The following is an 18,927-nucleotide window of genomic DNA, read 5'->3' as shown; positions in this document are numbered from 1 at the left end:
ACATCAATAATCAATCCCGGAATATTTGGCGGGTACCTGCCGCTTTCAGCCATGAGCCTGCCCGCCCGGCCGGTCCCGTCATTCACCCGGCCATAAGCTCACTTTTCTGCCAAGACCTGCCCAGCGGCCAGAGGCGATACGCAGCACGGCACATGGGTCCGACACCGGGCTTCGAAGCAGCCCGCCTCCATCCAGCTACAGGATTGCTGGCAGACCGCCGGCCATGGCGGTAAAGCGCATCCCGTAGCGGATCACGTAACGCAATCCATTGAACAGTGCGCGCAATGCGTGGTGCCATTGTTCCGCATCCTCGCGCATCAGGATCAGATACGGAACAACCAGAGACCATTCTTCGTCTGATACATCAGAGGGATACGGTTCGCGTGCAGGCGTCATCCCTGATTACTGCACCAGTCAGGCACCGAGGCAGATAACACCCTCTGGCATGTTATGGCGCAGACAGGCGGGGAAGAATGGATGCTCCCCGACCGGAGGCTCAGCCAAACCCGAGTAATGGACGAAAGGACGAACCGATGGGCAGACGGGAGATGGTGACCGGCATATGGGTGACGGCCCAGTCCCGATTGACCACCATTGAGTGTCTGACCGAAAATGAGTTGAGTGATTTCAGTGGATTATGATTCATGGGTGGCTGGGTCAATTCCTGATGAAAAACCCGGGTCAGTTCTCAGTGAAAATCAACACGCGACCGTCAAACGCTTCCATTGCGACAGTTATGATCAGTTGAAGACGCACCTCAATGACTTCATGGCTTCCTATAATTTCGGGCGAAGGCTCAAGGATACTCAATGGTCGCAGGCCCTATGAATACATCTGCAGGATCTGGACGGCAGAACCAGAAAGATTCATCATCAATCCACCCCGTCAAACCCTGGGACTAAACGCTTCTCGGCAATGAAGACTTTGGGAGCGTCTTCCTCCTGAAGCAGTTCTGGTTCAGCGATGTCGGCTCTCTGTTCGGGTGTCAGGGAAACAGCGACAGCCTTTCCCGTGGCATCGACGATGACGTGGATCTTCGTTGTCGGCCTGCCAGCAGGACCGGCCGAGGGCTTGATTGGCGTCCTGTTTTTTTCGGGCTCCCGCACTATAGTGTTGTGTCCGGACAATCGTGCTGTTGATCATCATGTATTCGTTGTCGTGATCGACGGTCATTCATTGATAACCGCCCTAAGATGGTTGAGTATTAGTAGAATTCTGGCATAGTGTCGGCATGGTGATTGCATCGACGAAGACGCCACAAACGAAGCCGATGCGGGCAGGCGGGAAGGCGACCGAGGCAGGCATGGCCTTTCAGGCCGCTGTGGCTACGTGGTTTGCGGTCCACATACTGGCGCGGATACCGGTCGGTGGTCGCTTCAACGTCAACAATCAGGCACTTCCCGTCACGATCCGGCTCGAGACCGGCACCGGCCTCGATGACATCGAAGTGACGCAATCCGACGGCGGCGCGCTACACGTCCAGAACAAGACTTCCGCCACGCTCGCAACCGGCGAGCAAGCACCTCTGACGAAGACCGGGGCCCAGTTAGCTGAATGGATAGCAGATGCGAAGGCTGCAGGAGGTGCGCCAGATCCGACCTCCAATGCCGCAGTGCTCGCCGTAAGGTCGGACGCTGCCCGCACGCTCGACGACCTAGAAGCTGGATGTCGAGCGTTTGATCTTGGCGGAGACTGGGCTGTCACTAAAGGCGGGCGGAACGGCGCGCAACGCAGGGCACTCGACGCGTTAGAGACCATCGTCACGAAGGCGTGGACTGCCGTGCGCAAGGTCGCGCCCACTGCCGACGACCTCACCGACATGGCGCGCACCTTCCACGTTGCAAGATTCTCGATGGACGAGGGCGATACCGACTGGCGCGAGGCCTCGACGCTTCTCGGCCGTCACCTCTACGGCAGTGATGCCGCCGGCGAGGCGCCGTTGCGCGACCTACGCGGTATCATGCGCGAACTCATAGGAAACGGAGCGCCTGCCAATCGCGACGGCCTGCTACGGGCACTCCGGCGGCGTGGCCACATAGATGTCGGCGCGCCGCGCTATGACGAGGACATCGGTCGGCTGCGTTCGGTGACGGCGGCGGAACTGGACCGGCTCGCCGTCCACGGGGAACTCCCCCTCGCCGGCGGCATTACGATCACACGCGAAAGCGACGCGCCGATGGTGACGGCGATCAAGGGCGGTTCCCTTCTCGTTGTGGGGGAGCCGGGCGCCGGTAAGACCGGTACACTCGTGCATGCGGCGAAGTCGCTCATCGCCGAGGGGGCCCTCGTGATCTTCCTCTCGGTTGATCGCTTTCCGGGCGTTGCGATCGCCGCAGACCTCAATTCGGAATTGCGCCTCGGCCACGACCTCGTCGAGATACTGTCAGCCATGCCGGGGTCGCAACCACGGTACCTGATCATCGACGCTTTGGACGCAGCGCGTGGCGGGTTGTCGGAGGGCGTGTTCACGACCCTGATCGAACGGACCATGACTGAGCTTGCTGAGGATTGGACGGTAGTCGCGTCGATCCGAACGTTCGACCTTCGTAATGGCCGTCGGTACCGCGCCGCTTTCGCGGGCACCCCGGCCAACGACGCGCATGCCGACGCAACTCTCGGCACCATCCGGCACTTCTCCGTCTCTCGCCTCACTGACGGGGAGGTCGCCGCGGCCGGTACCGCATCCGCGGAGCTCACGGAGCTCCTAGCTTCCGCATCCGAAGCGCTCGCCGAGCTACTGCGTAACGTGTTCAACCTGTCCCTTGCCGCCGAACTGCTCGCCGATGGCGCGGATCCGGCCGGGTTCGCCGGGATCGCGACCCAATCGGGGCTCATCGACACCTACGAGGACCGCCGCATGCCGACGACCGGCATGACGCAGGCCGCGGCCGAAGCCGTGACGGCCATGGTGGCAAGCCGCAGACTCGCCGTTCGCAAGGTTGACGTCCGGCATGTCGACGTCGATCAGATCATCCAAGCTGGCGTGCTTGCTGCCACAGGTGATTTGGTGAGTTTCTCCCACCACGTCCTGTTCGATCACGTCGCTGGCCGGTTCTATCTGGCGTGGCACGATCCGGATCGACTGATCGCCCAGCTTGATGGCGACACATCCACCGCCCTTCAGCTTGCGCCGGCGCTCCGGTTCGCAATCGAGCGGATTTGGAGCATCGATGCGCCGGGACGGCCCCAGAGCTGGAAACTGGTTTGCGACATATTCTCGGCGACCAAAGTTGATCCGGTGCTTGGCAACGTCGCGCTGCGCACCCTCTCGAACAACGTGACCGAAGTCGGGGACCTCGCCGGTCTCATCGACCGCGTGGCGGCGACGCCCAATGACTCGTCGCTCGCGAGCTTAGTGAACCGCCTCAGTCGGTTTGTATCGATGGAGATCGAGGCGACGCGCAGCGTTACGCCTGAATGCGCGATCGCTTGGACCACCCTGTCCGAAAAGCTCATGCGAACCGACCGGCTCCCGCTCATCGATCCCGCCCGGGTGCTCATGCACGCCCTGTTCGAGCACGGTGACTTCACCGATGCCGTCCTGCTCGGCATCTTCGGACGCGCAGCGCGGGCGATGCTTGGATTCGCCTGGTCGCACTCGCCGCCGCTCCAGGCGATCAGCGTCAGTGCGATCAGGTTCGTTGGGAAAAGCTTCGCCTCCGACATCGCCGCATCACGCGCGTTGCTCGAGCGCGTCTTGCGTGATCCGCACTTTTCGCAGCATGCCGACCGCGAAGCCCCTTGGCTAACCGAGCAGATCATGCCGATTGCGGCGGCGGAGCCGACCTTCGCGGCCGAGGTGTATCGTAGCATCTACGGCCAGATGATCACGGATACCGCTACATCCGCCCTCGGCGGAGCGCTGAGCCGCATTATGCCGCTGTCGTCGAACCGGCGGCAAGACTATGAGCATTCGCGTTGGCATCTGGGGAAATCGCTCGGCGACTTCCTCGCGATATCGCCCGAGCATGGCACTCGCGCGGTCATTGACGCCGTCATCGGCAAAGGCAAGATAGAAGGCTATAGCGAACCCGATGAACCCGTGGTCATCGACCTCGGCTCGGAAAAGATCGAATTCCGCGGCCGTGATCTCGAATTCAATGCCTGGGACGAGGAGGATGAGGATGCGTCGGGACGCGAGGACGATCTTCTCGCGAACTTCGTTAAGTTCCTGCGCGGAAGCAACGTCAACGAGTTCTCGAAGAGCGTTGCCGCAGCATCCCGAGACTACGCGACGGCCTCCGTTTGGACCCGGATCCTCGGCGTCGCGAGCGAACGCGTCGGAGAGATAGGTGACCTGATCTGGCCAGTGATGGTGAAGCCCGACCTGCTCGAAAACATCGACACTCTTCGCGACGCCGTGCGTTTCGTTGCAGCCGCCTGGCCGTCGCGAACGTCGGAAGAGAGGAAATACTTCGAGACTATGGCAGTGGATGACACCCGGCATCTGGATGAAGAACGAAAGAAGAGGTGGCACCGCATTCTGGCCCGGCTGCTCGCGCTGATCCCCGAGGAAGAACTCGTCCTCACAGCTACCCGCGACCTACGACGCAAAATGGAAAAGGATGGGGGGCTGGAGGAGAACCGGCCGAACATAAATTTCTCTAGCTCGTGGGACAACCACGAAAACTGGGAGATGGAGCAGTTGCGTCGGGATGGCGTCAACATGGAATCCGGCCCCAACCGGATGGTCTTCGATGCTTCGAACGCTCTGAACGTCAAATACAAGGCTACGCCGGCCGAAAGCGAGCCTGTCGCACTCGCGGCGCTGTGGTCGGATGCGATGGCGATGACGGCCTTGGTCGATGACAATCCCGCACTCCACGACCAGGTCGACCGCTCAGCCTGGGGCTACATCGCGCACGCCGTCGAGCGCGTCGCCTCAAGCCCGAATTATGTTCCCGGCGCCGACGGCCTGCCCGATCTAGACGCGCTGTTCGCGGTGCTCGGTCGGCTGTCGTCTAGCCAGTATCCCGAAACTCGTGAGACCGAGGGATGAGCATTAGCTGGGGAAACCTGTCGGTGAGAGTATACGCAGCGGAAGCATGGGTCTCCTTGGCGTCACGGTTCGCCGAGGAGCGGCCGGAGATCGTTGACCGGATCAATGAGATCCTGCAGGACGAGGAACCCGCTGTTCGGCTACAAGCCGCGCGGAACCTACAGGTCATCTGCAAGGCGGCCCCCGACCAGATGTGGTCGATTGGCGAGTGCATCGCCGCCAGCGAGACCGACGAGGAGGTCCTTACCGCATACCTCGCGCACGCGCTGAGGCGGTTCAGCCATGCCGAGCCGGAACGCTGCGAACGCATCCTAATCCTGGCGAAGGAGCGGCTTAGCGAATTCTCCGACAAGGGCGGTTCTGGGGGCCGTCTTCAGAAATGTCTCGGCGGATGGGCCGCCCAACTGCACGCTAAGCAAGGTCGGCCGATCGCCCGCGTTTGGCTCGGGGAATGGGCGACAGACCCTCAGCGCTTCCAGGATGCACTGAACGCATACACGTCCTGCCTCCGAGGCGCATTCTTCAGCCGCTACGCAGCCGATTCCGAGCAGGGCAATCGGGGAGGCATGTGCGACCGGGCGCAGGAAGGACTCAAAACAATTCTGGTGCCAGCATTGGCGGTGTCGGCCACGGAACGCGCAATCCTGATGTCGGCGGCCACGCACGAAGAAAAGGTGGCCGCCGGCAAGCGCTACGGTGCAGCCGAGCACGTCATCAACCACGCTATGAACCAACTCTATTTCGGAGCAGGCGCGCAGAACGATGATAAGGAGGAAGGAGTAAGCAACCCCGACACGAAGTCGCGCTTCTTGGCAGACTATGCGGAGATTCTCGGACTTTTCCAGCAGTCCCGAGAGCCCAGAACCCTCCATCACCTTATCAAGCTGTACGATCACCTGATCCCCGGCAACCCGGTCGCCGTATTCTCCGCGATTCACTCGCTCCTAACCGGGGTGGGCGCTGAGGAGGGATATCATTTCGAAAGTCTCGGCAATAGCGCTGTCGTCAAGGTCGCGAAGAGGTATATCGCAGACTATCGGGGGGTATTCGAAGATACCAAGCGGCCTGCGATGCTCGTCGATATCCTGCAACTGTTCTCAGAGATCGGATGGCCCGACGCCCTGCGGCTACTATACGATCTGCCAGATATCCTCCGCTGATAATTAGCGGGGAAAGGAAAATGTGAGTGGTTGAGTTGGCTGCTTTAAATATCGCTCTCCGGACAGTTACATATCCGGTATGAAGGTGTCTTGCTGATTGACCGCTTTCGCTCCTGAACTGCCTGTGTGCTCAGTAATATGGAACCAGACAGGCAGCAGTCGCCTCATGTTGGTCATTCATGCTGCGACATTGCTTGCCACATAGCAGACGCCCTGTCACCGACTGGGACTTGCTTACGGATTTTCAATTTTTAAGCACCAGTTATGAGAAAGGAAGATCCGTTCACCGGTTTCGTCCCTGCAAAATCAAGCACGAGGCTCAGCTGCCCTTATATCGTTGACGCTTCGAAAAGTCCGTTATTGAGCAGGGAGGTTGCCGTCCTGTGAGCCTTGAGGTGCGTTACATTGATCATCAGACACTTGGAACGGCCTGGCTGCTCCGTCAGGACGACGAAGATTCTGCCAAAGACACCACGGCGGCTCCGCCGGATAAAACGATTATATAAAGTCTTGTGCGGACCATAGACTTTCGGGGCATCTTTTCACTGAAGACCGTTACGGATCACGTAAACAATCCAGCTCAGAACACGACGGTCATCTACACGCGGAACCCCATGTGCCAGTGGGAAAAATAGCTTGATCCTCTCCATGTGACGTCCAGACAGCAAAACACATCAGTCACAGACTTACCCTCCATCGCAGGCCTGTGAATCACAATAATTTTTCCATATTAATAAATTAATAGGTTCAAATATTAACATATAATATATAATTTAATTCGATTACCCAACAAAATAAAAATATAAAATGAATAAAAGTTATGTGTTATATGTATATGTTAAAATGTATCATTTTTGTTTACTGTGTTCCCACATTCCATCCGTAACAATGGGAGAGTTAGAATGAGTTCAGATATTTACGTTTCGCCACTACTTGTTGGACTTGCAACTCCGCGTACTCACATACCTGATATTGGCGGCTATTATTCTGACGAATTAGATGTATGGGTGGAAGATGGTCCAATGGGCGTGTCACCAATAGTGCAGCGTGCTCAACGATTGACTGAAATCGTTACAAAAACCGCAGCGGCACCGGAAACTGATGATCAAGGCAATAATTTGGTTGAACTGGTGACGAAGACCGAATCGTTTACTGAAAAAGACGATTGTGTAGATTCTTTAGTGTGATGGTGACCTATGAAGTTGGATCCTTTTATACTTATTGTTACAAATAAAAGGGATATTACTGTTGATTTTGTGGTGCTCGAAATTCAAAAACGTGGTCTGCGTTATTTTAGATTGAATACGGAGGATATTACAAAATACAAAATACGCATGGAGGATGGAGATCCTAGAAATCTTATCCTTTTTTCAGAAGAAACATGTATTTCGATATCTCAGATAACATCGGCCTATTATCGGAGGCCAGCTTTTCCTCTCCCGAGTCTGAGTGCATCTCCAGCGGAATCTGCCTACATTAAAAGTGAATGGTCAGCACTTTTGAGAACAATATGGAATGCACTTGGTGGACGTTGGCTTAATTGTCCTTTTGCAATTCAACAGGCTGAAGATAAACCGAGACAATTAGCTGCAGCAAGAGATGCTAATTTTAAAGTTCCCAGAACGCTCATAACAAATGACTTTGAAGAGGCGAAATCATTTTCGAAAAACGCAACACTCGTAGCGAAAACACTTCGACATGCACTCTTAGACGATGGGAATGGACTGGGGAAAGTTATTTTTACAAATAGAATTCAAATTAACGAATCAATGCGCCTTGCCTTTTCTGCAGCCCCTATTATTTTTCAAGATGAAATTATTAAGAAATCTGACATCCGTGTAACTGTTGTTAATGATGATGTGATATCGGTCCAGATTCATTCACAGGAACATTCCGACACAAGAACAGATTGGCGAAAGGGGGCGAGGGTTGATTTGAATTATTCTATCTTTGACCTGCCAGATCATATTGAAACTCAATGCGTTAAGATTGTTCAAAGTTTAGGTTTGCGATTTGCTGCTATCGATTTATCTTAGTGTCTGACCGAAAATGAGTTGAGTGATTTCAGTGGATTATGATTCATGGGTTTGCGATAACCTGATGAGATCAAGATGGCCTGGACTGAAATCACCCGCGCGCAGTATCGCCGGGACGACCTGGAGTATGCAAGCGACCTTCGCGATGCGGAGTGGGCGCTGATTGCGCCTTTGATTGCCGATCTGATCCCCGAGCATACACGGGCCCACGCCAATCTGATGCCACCGGCAGCGCCAAAGCGCCGCGGTAGGCCCCCAAAGCATGGAGCTATCGATCACCTCAATGGCTGATCACCATATCCGTGCTGGGGAATTTTCCGACAGCACATGTGGGGAATTTTGAAACAGCATTTACAAAGGGTCGATCGTGACGGCGTCGAGTCTGTGAGTTTTGACGCTAATGGCTTGTCGCAGCTAGCCAAATTTCCGCCTGTCGATCTTGTCGTGATCGTGGACAACCTCATGGATAACGCACGTAAACACGGGGCACGCCAAATGAAATTGAAGGCGAGGCGTAATCGTCGTGGAAGAATTGAAATCGAAGTCTCGGACGATGGTCGCGGCATGGACGAAGACAGGGTTGATCCGACGAAGTTGTTCGATAAGGGTTACTCTTCGACCGATGGAGGTACTGGCCTTGGACTTTTCCATGTTCGTCAGGTCCTACATAAAATGGGTGGAGACATCGCGTTGGATTCTAATCGCGAGCGGGGCCGAGTCGATTTCATTATTACCCTGCCCGGAGAGGAGAAATGAGCCTGTATCTTGGTGTGTGCTGGATCGAAGATCAGGCTAGCGACGCGGAAGTCGATAGAATCAAAGATGCAGTCCGGAGTGCTGGCTTCGAACCATTCATCAAGAGAATCGAAACACCTAACGAGATCCGGGAGTTCGCGCAACGTCAAGACCACTATCAGGATTTCGACCTGATCCTATTGGATTTGAACCTTGGCGATGGATTGCGGGGAGATAAGCTTGCGTCGCAGGTTCGGGACGCCTTTAGATCAACAACGATCCTATTCTATAGCGCGGAAGATGAAAGCAAGCTCCGCGCGCGCATCGCCGAGCAGTCTGTCGAGGGCGTCTACTGTGTCCATCGCGATCGATTGGCCAGTCGGGTGGAAGAGTTAGTTGGTCACCTCTCACCGTCTCTTAATCGACTGTCGTCCATGCGTGGCTTGGCCGCCCGGGTTGTCGCAGAATGTGACCAAGACTTTCGTGCGATTTTGGCGAAGCTGGGTGCGGATGGCGCTGATACTGAAATCGCCGAGAGCCTCCGCAGACGTGTTGTGGAAGCGGCGGATGCTCAAATTGAAAAGGTCAAGGAGTTGGGAACCTTGCAAGAACTACTCGACAGTCACTATGTCCATAGCGCTGCGCTTTTCAATGAAGTTAAGGATATTGCTTTCCAGCGAGGTGACGACGAGCTGCTTACAATTATGCGTAAGATGAAGAGATACTTCCCCAGTCAGGTTATTTTGCGGCGAAACATGCTGGCTCATGCGTTAGTGTCTGACCGAAAATGAGTTGAGTGATTTCAGTGGATTATGATTCATGGGTACCGGGGCGAACCCCGGCATCCATCGTCTTGGCAGCGCATGTCAGATTACAGCGACATTGCGGCCGGCCGGACGATAGATCTCTTTGCGCGACAGCAGAGCCCAGACGATCCGGGCCAGTTTGTTGGCAAGTGCGACGGTTGCAAGACGTGTTGGGCGACGCTCCAGAAGCTTGCAAAGCCATGCCCCTGCGGCGCCTGTCCATTTCTGCGCGCGGAAGGACATGGATGTCGCCCCCAGAACGAGCAGCTTCCTTATTTCCCGGTTGCCCGTTTTCGTAATCCTGCCCAGCCGGACCTTTCCGCCGGACGAGTGCTGGCGCGGCACAAGTCCAAGCCAGGCCGCGAAGTGCCGCGCACTTTCGAAAGTGTCGATATCCGTGACAGATGCCACGATCAAGGACGCGGTCATCGGGCCGATGCCGGGTATTGTCAAAAGACGACGGGCATCTTCGTCCTGCCTGGCGTGCGCCTGGATTCGCCTTTCCAGGCATCCGATGCTTTCACTCAACTTTCCATATTGTTCGAAGAGCAAAATGACGGTCTGCTTCATGACGTCGGGCAAACCGGGTGATGTCTCGATTTTCGCCAGAAGATCGGGCAGGCGACTGTTTCCCAACGGCACGATCAAGCCGAATTCCGCTGCGAGCGCGCGCAACGCATTGACCAGCATCGTCTGCTGTTTGACCAATAGTGTGCGCGTTGAGTGTAACGAGAGCAGACTTTGCTGTTCTTCGTTTTTGATCGGGACGAAGCGCGTGTCGGGATGGAGTGCCGCAAGACAGATGGCTGCGGCGTCAACAGCGTCGTTTTTCTTGCCACGTTTGACGAACGGCTTGACCATGTCCGGCGGAATAAGTTTCACGTCATGACCCGCATCGCGGATGACGCGCGCCCAATGATGCGATGTGCCGCAAGCTTCGAGCACGACCTGACACCGCTCGAGTTTCCCGAAGAATGAGGCAACCTCGCTGCGCCCGAGCTTTCGCTTGAGAAGACATTTTCCGTTTGCATCTGTGCCGTGCGCCTGAAAAACGGACTTGGCGATATCCAGGCCGATCATGGTAATTTTCATCCGGGCGGTCTCCTCTGAATGGTCATTCCGACCCCAGCATGGCACATTGATGCCGCATGGGGGCCGTCCACCCCATCTTGAACTGGCGCGGGATCACCTCCAGCGTCTCGGTGACGCTCTCCCCCAGTTTGCTCAGACGATCGCTGCCACAGCACGGACACTGTGTCGGTGCGGGGATGACGACCCGCTCGCGCGGCAGATCGGCACGCAGGGGCTGGCGCCCCCGGTTGCTCCTGGGTGCTGTCGCACGGACGGCGGGATCCGCCGCATTTTCGGGCGCGTCCTCGGCGAGCGTCGTCTCCAGTTCTTCCAGTTCGAGTTCGAGCTGGGCCAGCAGGCGGCGCCCCCGCTCCGACGAGGCGCCGAAACGGTCCTGGCGCATCCGCGCGATAAGATGTTTGAGATGGGCAATCTGCGCTTCGGCGCTGGCCGCGCGCGCTTCTGCATCAATGGCCCGGATTTCGGCAGTAGACGCCCGGAGTTCGGCGACCTGGGCACGCGCCTCGGCAGCGGCAAGTGCTGCGCGCAAGGCGATGATGTCGTCCGTGTCTCCCGTCATGAAGGCAGTTGATCACATGGGCGCTCAAAAGGGTACCAGTATATACTGGCCTGACGCAGTTTTTATTATCCCGCCAGTTCAGGTCTCCATGTTTTCTGAGGATTGCGCCAATCCACACCCTCCAGCAGACAAGTCAATTGTGACGGGGAGAGATGGATCGCTCCGTCCTTTGCCGAAGGCCACAGGAAATGCCCGCGCTCGATCCGCTTCGCATATAAGGAAAGGCCGATCCCATCGTGCCAGATCAGTTTCACCAGGTCGCCGCGTCGGCCCCTCACATGAGGAGTTTCACGTCAATGGCCACTTTCACTGCGAGATCATTTTTTCTTCTCCGTGTTTTGGATCCATGGTCTGAGCCTGTTTAACGACTACCGGCGCGATGCCGCACCTGTAGAACCTCACATCCGGTCGCCGCTCGCGCGCGGCAGCACCACTATCCCGCATTCGGGGCAAAGGCTCAGGAGAACGGGACCATTCTGAAAGGTCGGCATTGCAAGCCATGGGGCCGATCGGTCCGTTCACCTGGATCCACAGGACTGATCAGGTCCTGGGGATGGGGTTTATGTCTGTGGTGTTTCCATCAGCGGGACGCCGGATGCGCGCCATCGATAACGACACCACTCGTGACATATTTCCAGAGCGCAACAAGAAGCTTGCGGGCCAGGGCAACGATCGCCGTTTTGCGGCTCCGGTTACTTCTTGCGCCCACGTGTTCATGGAACCACTGCGCCAGCGCGGTGTCAGGCTGGTAGCGGAGCCACAGCCAGGCAAGCTGGATCATGGCCGTGCGCAGGCGCGGATTACCGGATTTCGAGACGCCTTGTTCACGGTCGATCGATCCGCTTTTCCACGGCGAAGGCGCCAGACCGGCATAAGCCGCGACCTGCCGCCTGTTGTCGAAATGCCGGAACAGTCCTTCCTGCGTCAGAACGGTGGCAAACTCGGCGCCAATCCCTCTGAGACCCTGCAACAGGACAACTGGCGAACATTGATTGTTGTCATTCACTTTTGCCAATTCGTCCCGTTCGCTCTCAACCATTTTAATCTGTTCCATGAGAAGTTCGATGCGGTCCAGTTCTCGTCCGATCTGCGCCTTGAGATGCTTCGGCAAGGGATGACCATCGCCCGTTCGCAACTCGTCGAGACAGGCACGCCGATCCCGTCGCAGCGGCCGGTAACCTCGAATGCCCTGGCTCAGCAGCAGGCCCTGGACGCGGTTGATATGCCGCGTGCGCTCGCCCACCAGAACCTTACGCTCCCGACTGAGACGTCGGCGGTCTTCCTCTTCCCGTGATGGAGGGCGGACCATTGAGCAGACCCGTGCCTCTCCGCGTTTGAACGCCAGCAGCGTACGGACCAGCATCTCCCCGTCGATACGATCCGTCTTTGCACGCCGGTGCTTGCGGGGAACTGCGATCGACGCCGCATCGACGACATGGCTCTCGATCCAGTCCTCCTGCTTCAAGGCTCTATCGATCCAGAATCCATCCAATCCGGCTTCCTGAATCACCACAAGCGGAAAAAGTCTTCCTTCCCGAGCGCGGGCCTTGTCACGAAGACTAGTGAAACAGCCGAACAGGCCCGCAATATCGCCACCTTGAACCGAGTGGCGCGACATCTTCTCGCTTCCGGGTGAGAGCGATGTGACCAGCCAACTCGATTTTCCAAGTTCCAGTGAAACGAAGATCGCGCCAAGATCAACGCGGATAGCGACCTCTCAGGACCACAGGGAGCCGTCCACACCATCAGTTCTCAGTGAAAATCAACACCGATGTATCAGATCGCCTTCGAGACCGGGCTGTTCGCGACGCTCGTTCCTTGGCTGATACTCAATCACCGGGGCCTGAGCATCCTGATCCACCCGAATACGCGTTCTCCGCGCCGGGATCACATCAGCGACGGACTCTGGCTCGGGCAGCGTCGCGCCTTGCTGCCGAAGCGGCTACCGGAAGACTCGCCGAAGGCGGACGACGCAGGGGCTCCGAATACTGAACCGGCGGGTACGGCGCTGATCTGACGCCAGCCCAAAGCCAGGAGCGTGGCGGCGTTCTATTGGTTGCTTTGGTTGTCATGGTTTCCTATATTGCCATCACGAAGAGGACTCTGCCAGGAGGCGACAGGATGCCCACGACACCCGGTTCGGAAACACGCACCCGCGTTGCGGGAAGCCATACGAGAACCCGACTTCTCGGCGTGGGCAGCATCGTGACGGTGCCGGCCGGCCTGGAACTGGCTGCACGCAAGACAGCTCGAACGCGCGGACGTGCCAGCGCGAAGCCACAGGTGCTGGAATACGAGGTTCGGCCGCAAGCCGGTCGCTCTCCCTCCCGCGAGACCGCAACAGATGCCTATGCGGTCGGCCCATGGGGACTTGCCCTGTTACGCGGGAAACAGATCAGGGACGACGATCTTCGCCGTGCCGGTGGCGCCTATACGCTCGATCAGGTCAGGGAACTGCTCAGAGTCACCCGCCAGGCCATCGAGAAGAAAGTCCGCGAACAGGCGATCCTGGCGGTTCCGGGACCGAGCGGCGAGCGGCGCTATCCGGTCGCGCAGTTCACTGGGGATGGGGTCGTGTCGGGCCTGAAGCCGGTGCTCGCCGCCCTGCCAAGCGAAAGCGCATGGTTCCGTCTGAATTTCCTGGTTACGCCGCTCGCACAACTCGACGGGCAGACACCGATCGAAGCGCTGGGCGCTGGCAAGACCGAAGCGGTTGTGGAAGCCGCGCAGTCCATCGGCGTCCAGGGCGGTTGACCGCGTGCCGAACCAGCCCTGGCCGCCGGGAGACCTCGCCTCCCGGCAACCCCGCTGGCGCATTCTGCCCGCGGGCCATCCCCTGCATCGTTTTCACTCCCGCGCTCATGATCCGATTTATTTCGACCGTTCGCGCTCCGGGCGTCTCAACGCGCCGGACGGCTCTCATGGCGTTCTGTACACGGCGGAACAGCAGGCCGGCGCGTTCGCGGAGACGTTCCTGCGCGCGCCAGGCCGCACGCTGCTGCCGATCAATCTCATCGCCGCCAAGGCCTGCACCATACTGAGCGCCAATCGGGAACTGCGGCTGGTGGAGCTGCATGGCCCCGGACTGGCTGTGCTCGGCGCCACGGCGGAGGTCACATCATCCGGCCTGCCGTACGATCTGCCACACGCCTGGTCGAAAGCCGTTCACGACGCATGGTCCGATGCCGACGGCATCAGCTACCGCGCCCGCCATGACAACGATCAGATCTGTTTCGCCCTTTTCGACCGGACGGAGAGCGCGATTGCGATCGCCTCCCAGAGCGACAATCTCGATGCGGACTGGTTCTATGAACTGATGGAGATCTATGGCGTGGGACTGACGAACTGACCGGCAAGGTTTCAAATCCCGAGTCCCCGCTTCCGTCCGAAAGTCCAGTCCACCGCTCCACCCGGCGACAGGGTGCCGGAAACCTGCCGTCCGAGCTTCTGCTCCAGCGCCGGGCGCCACGGCACGAGCTGGAACCCCAGCCCATCGTCGACCATCGCAAACCGACCCGAGGACAGGTTGACCCGCTGGCGATAAACCCCCGAGACAATCTCGTCTTCCTTCGCGGGCCGGTGTTGCAGACCAGTCTGCGCCGCCAATCTGGCGGCCGCCTGATCGAGATCACGCTGGCGCAGGGTGCCGAGCAGGTCGGGTGCGAACACCACGCGCTCGCCCTGCCGCCGGGCCAGCCCCTCGGAGGCGAGATGATCGATCCGCTGCGCCCTCGCCTCGCGGACCTCGGCCCCGAAGCCCGCATTGGCCAGCGCCGAATCTTTGGCGAGCAACTGGCGATCGAGCCAGGTCGCGCCGGGCGCCGTCACCTGCTCGGCCAGCGTGAAATCCGAGCGCGTGGCGAGCGACAGGCGCTGCGTGCCCTTGGCATCCTCCCAGGTGCGGGTCTCGACGATCGCGCCCGGCTTCGCATCGCCGGTCAGATCCAGATCGGGGAAGCGGAGATGATGCGTGCGCCCGTCGGTGCCGGCGATCACCGCGTAGCCCGAACCCTTCAGTTCGTCGTCTAGCCCGCGCTCGACCAGCCGGCCAACGATCGGATCGGCCAGCTTCTCACCGTGGATCGCGAAACCCGCGATGTCGGGCTCTGTCCCACCGCCGGACATGGCGCGGTGCATGGTTTTGATGATGTCGCCCCGGATGGAAAGATCGCGCAGCGTCGCCTCCAGCCCCGGCTTGAGGGTCCAGCGGGCCACCCCGACCGGTTCGGCAAGACCAAGCCCTTCCAGCTTGCTCGCCCGGCCCACCAGCAGGCGGCGCAGTTCCGGGTCTTCAGCACCCGCGCCCGGTTGCAGATCGACGATGCCGCCGCGCTCGTCGTTGATGTCCTGCAACGCGCGATCGAGACTGGTCCAGCGGTCAGCGCCGATCTCGGTTTCCAGCGCGGTGCGGATTTCCTGTTCACTGCGCGGGCCAAGTTCCAACGTCACCCGTTCGGCGGCGCGGTCGCGCAGGCCCTGGCTGATATAAGCGCGGCTGATGACCAGATCCTTGCCGTCGTCGGCCACGCCGCGCACCAGGATGTGGACATGCGGATTGTCAGTGTTCCAGTGATCCACCCCGACCCAGTCCAGCTTGGTGCCGAGGTCGCGCTCCATGTCCTGCATCAACTCCCGCGCGAAGCCCCGCAGATCCTCCATCCGTGCTGCGTCCTCGGGCGAGACGATGAAGCGAAAATGGTGACGGTCTGTTGATTTTCACTGAGAACTGACCCGGGTAGGGCGGAAATTTTCATCGAGACCCATGAATCATAATCCACTGAAATCACTCAACTCATTTTCGGTCAGACACTTAGTCAATTAAATGTCTGACATGAGGGCAAAATCCGACATTAGTGCTGGCTGACATCGACCCATTCTGCGCCAACAAGTTCCACCAGTTGCTCCGGCGTCAGACATACGGAACTGTTCCGATCACCTGCCGCGGGCCAGACTTCGTCAAACGCACGCAAGGAGATGTCGCAAAACACCCTGATCGGCCGCGGCAACCCAAAGGGGCACACGCCACCTACGGGGTGGCTTGTCAGTTGCAGCACCTCGTCCGCGGGCAGCATGCGAGGCCGGTTGCCAAACGTATCCTTCGTCTTGCGGTTGTCCAGCCGTCCCGTCCCGGCCATGACAACCAGGATCCGCTCATCCCCGACTTTCAGCGCCAGCGTCTTGGCAATCTGCCCTTCCTCCACACCCAGAGCCTGAGCGGCTTCCGCCACTGTCGCCGTACTGTCTGTCAGCACCACCGGTTCGATATCGGGTGCGTTTGCCTCGAAAAATGCCTGCACGGACTCCCGGCTCATCTCTTCCCCTCCACAATGCTGGAAAACTGCTGGTGGTCCGGATGATGACACATCCTGCATTTCAGGGACACAATCACAGACCGGTTCACAACGGCGCCACCTGAAAACTGCCGACATCAATCATGAAACTACCGTCTGCCTCGATCTCGAAATAGCGTTTTACCGCTTCCGGGGCAGTCTGCTGGAGGGAACGAATGGCCACAGTCTGCTCAATCGGGGTTTTCGTACGTGCCACCCAGCTTGCGAAGTCCATATGCAGACGATGGGTCTGAAAAGCCTTCAGAACGAAGCCCGCCTGCCCCAGACAGGCCGTCCATTCAGCAGATGAATAATCCCGTACATGCGAGATATCACGCAGCAGTTCCATCGACTGCAGCCAGCTATCCAGCAGGGCGGAAGATGGAGCCGTCACATCAATGAACAGAGCCATACCTGCAGAAGTCAGGACACGTCGTGCCTCCCGCAGACCTGCCAGAGCATCCGACCAGTGGTGGGTGGTAAAGCGACAGAACACAGCGTCAAAAGTTCCAGCGTCAAATGGCAACTCCTCTGCCGGGGCCTGTACCGTCGCAACATTATTCAAATCCTGCCGTGCCGCCTCGTGCGCCACAGCGTCCAGCATCGAAGCGGTGATGTCGCAGGGAACCACCTCTTCGACATGCGGCGCCAGACGGTAGGTCACGTGCCCTCCTCCACAGCCCAGGTCCAGAACGCGCCGCAGGCCTTTGCCCGCAACAAGACGTTCGATCCTGTCCAGATCACTGCCCTGACTGTGTACTGCGCTGGCAACATAGTCCTGTGCCCGGTCGCCATAATGCCTTGCTGTGTATGAATCCGTCATCTTTTCTCATCTGCCTCTTATGTAATCTGTGACGTCAGATTGCCGGACACAAAAAGAAGGGATAATGTCTCATTTTATACTGGTATAAAAACCACCATCATGAACCTTCCTTCTGAACAGCACCGCTCCCTTGGAGCCTTTCTGCGCGCGCGACGTGACGCCCTGTCTCCACAGGACGTTGGATTGCATGTCCTGCCCGGACGGCGTCGGGCACGGGGGTGGCGGCGGGAAGAAGCAGCCCAGCTCTGTGGTATCAGCACGACGTGGTATACGTGGCTGGAACAGGGTCGGAATGTCTCCTGTTCGGCGACGACACTTGCGCGTATTGCCACGGCTCTGCATCTGTCCCCTGCGGAAAGGCTCTATCTATTCGAACTGGCCCAGTTGAAGGATCCCGATGCCTCACGGCCAGTCACCGCATCCAGTCTTCCCGAACCCGTCCGGACTTTCCCGGCGCAGGTGACCATGCCCTGTTATGTGCTGGATCCCCTGTGGAATGCCTGCGTCGCCAACAAAGCGGCCCGGCGTCTCTTCGTTGGATGGCTGGACAGTGAAGAGCGCAACCTGCTGCGCTACGTCTTTCTCGACCCTACAGCCCGAACCTTTCTGGATGACTGGGAAGGCAGTGCCCGACGGGTTCTTGCCGAATTCCGGGCTGCCAGCATCCGTGGTGACACGCATCTGGTGGAAACACTCGTGCAGGAGCTTCGATCCCGAAGTCCGGATTTTGAACGGCTGTGGCATAATCAGAGTGTATTGCTAAGAGCCTGAATCAGAAAGCGGTTTGATTGATTTTTCGCAGAACTCTGCGGATTCCGCAGAGTTCTGCGAAAAATCAATCAAACCGCTTTCTGATTCAGGCTCTAAGGCAGTTGACCCTTACCGCGCCCTTCACCGGCATGCTGGTGGATGTTCCACCGGAAATCCATGTCGGTGATACGCTGAAACAGCATGATTATATCGGATCAATCATAACAGAAGACCATGCCGCCATTGAAGCATATGTGCATGAAACGGACATCAGCTTCATACAACCCGGGGCAAAGGCCAGTTTTGTGGCCAATAGCCCTGGTGCCAAGCGGATAACAGGGCATGTACGGTCGATTTCGGTTGCATCAGTCCCGGAAATCGATGCGCTGGAACAGGCCTCCCTGTATGGCGGGCATATCAAGGCACATCGGGACGAAACCAGCCACAGGATCGTACCGGAAGAAGCGGTCTACCAGGTTATTATCCTGCCTGATGGGCCGCTGCCACCGGTCAGACAGCGCATAGGGGGAATGGTCCGCATACACGCCACCGCCACCAGTTTTGTGCAGCGGACCTATCGCAAGATTGTCTCGGTCTTTATGGGAGAAGCTGGCCTGTAGCAGCAACACGCAGGATC

18 protein-coding genes and 4 pseudogenes are annotated in these 18,927 nt (G+C 58.1%); 13 read left to right on the top strand and 9 right to left on the bottom strand.

The window, feature by feature from the left end; translation table 11 throughout:
• Positions 1-195 precede the first annotated feature (195 nt).
• The gene (locus GWK63_RS15695) at positions 196-396 is read right to left on the bottom strand and encodes a transposase (RefSeq protein WP_007399392.1); all 201 of its coding nucleotides are present in this window, start codon (positions 394-396) and stop codon (positions 196-198) included.
• 309 nt (positions 397-705) lie between these two features.
• Here GWK63_RS15695 and GWK63_RS17325 point away from each other — a divergent pair.
• The 3 genes and pseudogenes from GWK63_RS17325 to GWK63_RS15680 form a co-directional block, all read left to right on the top strand.
• Positions 706-919: pseudogene (locus GWK63_RS17325) on the top strand (IS481 family transposase); the annotation flags it as partial.
• 312 nt (positions 920-1,231) lie between these two features.
• On the top strand, positions 1,232-4,999 hold the full coding sequence (locus tag GWK63_RS15685) for an ATP-binding protein (protein WP_007399376.1): 3,768 nt from the start codon (positions 1,232-1,234) through the stop codon (positions 4,997-4,999).
• Positions 5,000-5,055: 56 nt separating this feature from the next.
• Entirely contained in the window at positions 5,056-6,159 is a 1,104-nt protein-coding gene (locus GWK63_RS15680; RefSeq protein ID WP_007399377.1) for a hypothetical protein, read from the top strand.
• 365 nt (positions 6,160-6,524) lie between these two features.
• On the opposite strand, the pseudogene GWK63_RS17315 reads toward GWK63_RS15680, so the two are convergent.
• Positions 6,525-6,809: pseudogene (locus GWK63_RS17315) on the bottom strand (transposase); the annotation flags it as partial.
• A gap of 252 nt (positions 6,810-7,061) precedes the next feature.
• Between GWK63_RS17315 and GWK63_RS15675 the strand changes: the two are divergent.
• The 5 genes and pseudogenes from GWK63_RS15675 to GWK63_RS15655 all read left to right on the top strand — a co-directional run bounded on the left by GWK63_RS15675 (position 7,062) and on the right by GWK63_RS15655 (position 9,721).
• Positions 7,062-7,346 (top strand): hypothetical protein, encoded by a 285-nt coding sequence (locus GWK63_RS15675; RefSeq protein WP_139064303.1) that lies wholly within the window; start codon positions 7,062-7,064, stop codon positions 7,344-7,346.
• Positions 7,347-7,355: 9 nt separating this feature from the next.
• Positions 7,356-8,195 (top strand): ATP-grasp domain-containing protein, encoded by an 840-nt coding sequence (locus GWK63_RS15670; protein ID WP_166498171.1) that lies wholly within the window; start codon positions 7,356-7,358, stop codon positions 8,193-8,195.
• A gap of 75 nt (positions 8,196-8,270) precedes the next feature.
• Positions 8,271-8,378, top strand: a pseudogene (locus tag GWK63_RS17095) (IS5/IS1182 family transposase); the annotation flags it as partial.
• A gap of 144 nt (positions 8,379-8,522) precedes the next feature.
• Positions 8,523-8,951 carry an ATP-binding protein gene (locus tag GWK63_RS15660; RefSeq protein ID WP_112209698.1) on the top strand — a complete coding sequence of 143 codons (429 nt, stop codon included), beginning with the start codon at positions 8,523-8,525 and terminating at the stop codon, positions 8,949-8,951.
• Positions 8,948-9,721, top strand: a complete 774-nt coding sequence (locus GWK63_RS15655) for a response regulator (RefSeq protein WP_039998567.1) — start codon at positions 8,948-8,950, stop codon at positions 9,719-9,721. The genes GWK63_RS15660 and GWK63_RS15655 overlap by 4 nt, the downstream gene beginning before the upstream one ends.
• A gap of 75 nt (positions 9,722-9,796) precedes the next feature.
• Here GWK63_RS15655 and GWK63_RS15650 read toward each other — a convergent pair whose 3' ends face one another.
• The 4 genes from GWK63_RS15650 to GWK63_RS15635 form a co-directional block, all read right to left on the bottom strand.
• On the bottom strand, positions 9,797-10,828 hold the full coding sequence (locus GWK63_RS15650) for an IS110 family RNA-guided transposase (protein ID WP_039998313.1): 1,032 nt from the start codon (positions 10,826-10,828) through the stop codon (positions 9,797-9,799).
• A gap of 22 nt (positions 10,829-10,850) precedes the next feature.
• On the bottom strand, positions 10,851-11,387 hold the full coding sequence (locus GWK63_RS15645) for an IS66 family transposase (protein ID WP_007400695.1): 537 nt from the start codon (positions 11,385-11,387) through the stop codon (positions 10,851-10,853).
• Positions 11,388-11,452: 65 nt separating this feature from the next.
• A complete protein-coding gene (gene tnpB / locus GWK63_RS17565) occupies positions 11,453-11,641 on the bottom strand; it encodes an IS66 family insertion sequence element accessory protein TnpB (protein ID WP_202795790.1) in 189 nt (62 codons plus the stop codon).
• A gap of 326 nt (positions 11,642-11,967) precedes the next feature.
• The gene (locus GWK63_RS15635; RefSeq protein ID WP_034928124.1) at positions 11,968-13,095 is read right to left on the bottom strand and encodes an IS110 family RNA-guided transposase; all 1,128 of its coding nucleotides are present in this window, start codon (positions 13,093-13,095) and stop codon (positions 11,968-11,970) included.
• A gap of 63 nt (positions 13,096-13,158) precedes the next feature.
• Between GWK63_RS15635 and GWK63_RS15630 the strand changes: the two genes are divergently transcribed.
• The 3 genes from GWK63_RS15630 (at position 13,159) to GWK63_RS15620 (ending at position 14,736) form a co-directional block, all read left to right on the top strand.
• Positions 13,159-13,404 carry a DOPA 4,5-dioxygenase family protein gene (locus tag GWK63_RS15630; RefSeq protein ID WP_370543935.1) on the top strand — a complete coding sequence of 82 codons (246 nt, stop codon included), beginning with the start codon at positions 13,159-13,161 and terminating at the stop codon, positions 13,402-13,404.
• 104 nt (positions 13,405-13,508) lie between these two features.
• Positions 13,509-14,141 carry a hypothetical protein gene (locus GWK63_RS15625; protein ID WP_019086936.1) on the top strand — a complete coding sequence of 211 codons (633 nt, stop codon included), beginning with the start codon at positions 13,509-13,511 and terminating at the stop codon, positions 14,139-14,141.
• A 4-nt stretch (positions 14,142-14,145) separates the two neighbouring features.
• Positions 14,146-14,736 (top strand): RES family NAD+ phosphorylase, encoded by a 591-nt coding sequence (locus GWK63_RS15620; RefSeq protein WP_019086935.1) that lies wholly within the window; start codon positions 14,146-14,148, stop codon positions 14,734-14,736.
• 11 nt (positions 14,737-14,747) lie between these two features.
• Here the strand turns inward: GWK63_RS15620 and GWK63_RS15615 are convergent.
• From GWK63_RS15615 to GWK63_RS15605, 3 genes and pseudogenes are all read right to left on the bottom strand, one after another.
• Positions 14,748-16,094: pseudogene (locus GWK63_RS15615) on the bottom strand (relaxase/mobilization nuclease domain-containing protein); the annotation flags it as partial.
• Positions 16,095-16,237: 143 nt separating this feature from the next.
• Entirely contained in the window at positions 16,238-16,699 is a 462-nt protein-coding gene (locus tag GWK63_RS15610) for a YbaK/EbsC family protein (RefSeq protein WP_039999851.1), read from the bottom strand.
• 85 nt (positions 16,700-16,784) lie between these two features.
• On the bottom strand, positions 16,785-17,540 hold the full coding sequence (locus tag GWK63_RS15605; RefSeq protein WP_007400099.1) for a class I SAM-dependent methyltransferase: 756 nt from the start codon (positions 17,538-17,540) through the stop codon (positions 16,785-16,787).
• A gap of 99 nt (positions 17,541-17,639) precedes the next feature.
• On the opposite strand from GWK63_RS15605, the gene GWK63_RS15600 reads away from it, so the two are divergent.
• Positions 17,640-18,311 (top strand): helix-turn-helix transcriptional regulator, encoded by a 672-nt coding sequence (locus GWK63_RS15600; protein ID WP_223846578.1) that lies wholly within the window; start codon positions 17,640-17,642, stop codon positions 18,309-18,311.
• Positions 18,312-18,328: 17 nt separating this feature from the next.
• A complete protein-coding gene (locus GWK63_RS15595) occupies positions 18,329-18,910 on the top strand; it encodes an HlyD family efflux transporter periplasmic adaptor subunit (RefSeq protein WP_223846577.1) in 582 nt (193 codons plus the stop codon).
• Positions 18,911-18,927 lie beyond the last annotated feature (17 nt).

It is taken from the genome of Komagataeibacter rhaeticus (assembly GCF_011611525.1).
GTDB classification, from domain to species: Bacteria; Pseudomonadota; Alphaproteobacteria; order Acetobacterales; family Acetobacteraceae; genus Komagataeibacter; species Komagataeibacter rhaeticus.
Note: the sequence above shows the minus strand (reverse complement) of the source record. Positions and strands in the feature narration are given on the sequence as shown.

Coding starts and splice junctions, on each gene's coding strand:
- GWK63_RS15695 (WP_007399392.1), bottom strand. CDS start 396: ATGACGCCTGCACGCGAACCGTATCCCTCTGATGTATCAGACGAAGAA.
- GWK63_RS15685 (WP_007399376.1), top strand. CDS start 1,232: ATGGTGATTGCATCGACGAAGACGCCACAAACGAAGCCGATGCGGGCA.
- GWK63_RS15650 (WP_039998313.1), bottom strand. CDS start 10,828: ATGAAAATTACCATGATCGGCCTGGATATCGCCAAGTCCGTTTTTCAG.
- GWK63_RS15660 (WP_112209698.1), top strand. CDS start 8,523: ATGTGGGGAATTTTGAAACAGCATTTACAAAGGGTCGATCGTGACGGC.
- GWK63_RS15610 (WP_039999851.1), bottom strand. CDS start 16,699: ATGAGCCGGGAGTCCGTGCAGGCATTTTTCGAGGCAAACGCACCCGAT.
- GWK63_RS15630 (WP_370543935.1), top strand. CDS start 13,159: ATGTATCAGATCGCCTTCGAGACCGGGCTGTTCGCGACGCTCGTTCCT.
- GWK63_RS15600 (WP_223846578.1), top strand. CDS start 17,640: ATGAACCTTCCTTCTGAACAGCACCGCTCCCTTGGAGCCTTTCTGCGC.
- GWK63_RS15625 (WP_019086936.1), top strand. CDS start 13,509: ATGCCCACGACACCCGGTTCGGAAACACGCACCCGCGTTGCGGGAAGC.
- GWK63_RS15645 (WP_007400695.1), bottom strand. CDS start 11,387: ATGACGGGAGACACGGACGACATCATCGCCTTGCGCGCAGCACTTGCC.
- GWK63_RS15655 (WP_039998567.1), top strand. CDS start 8,948: ATGAGCCTGTATCTTGGTGTGTGCTGGATCGAAGATCAGGCTAGCGAC.
- GWK63_RS15670 (WP_166498171.1), top strand. CDS start 7,356: ATGAAGTTGGATCCTTTTATACTTATTGTTACAAATAAAAGGGATATT.
- GWK63_RS15675 (WP_139064303.1), top strand. CDS start 7,062: ATGAGTTCAGATATTTACGTTTCGCCACTACTTGTTGGACTTGCAACT.
- GWK63_RS15605 (WP_007400099.1), bottom strand. CDS start 17,540: ATGACGGATTCATACACAGCAAGGCATTATGGCGACCGGGCACAGGAC.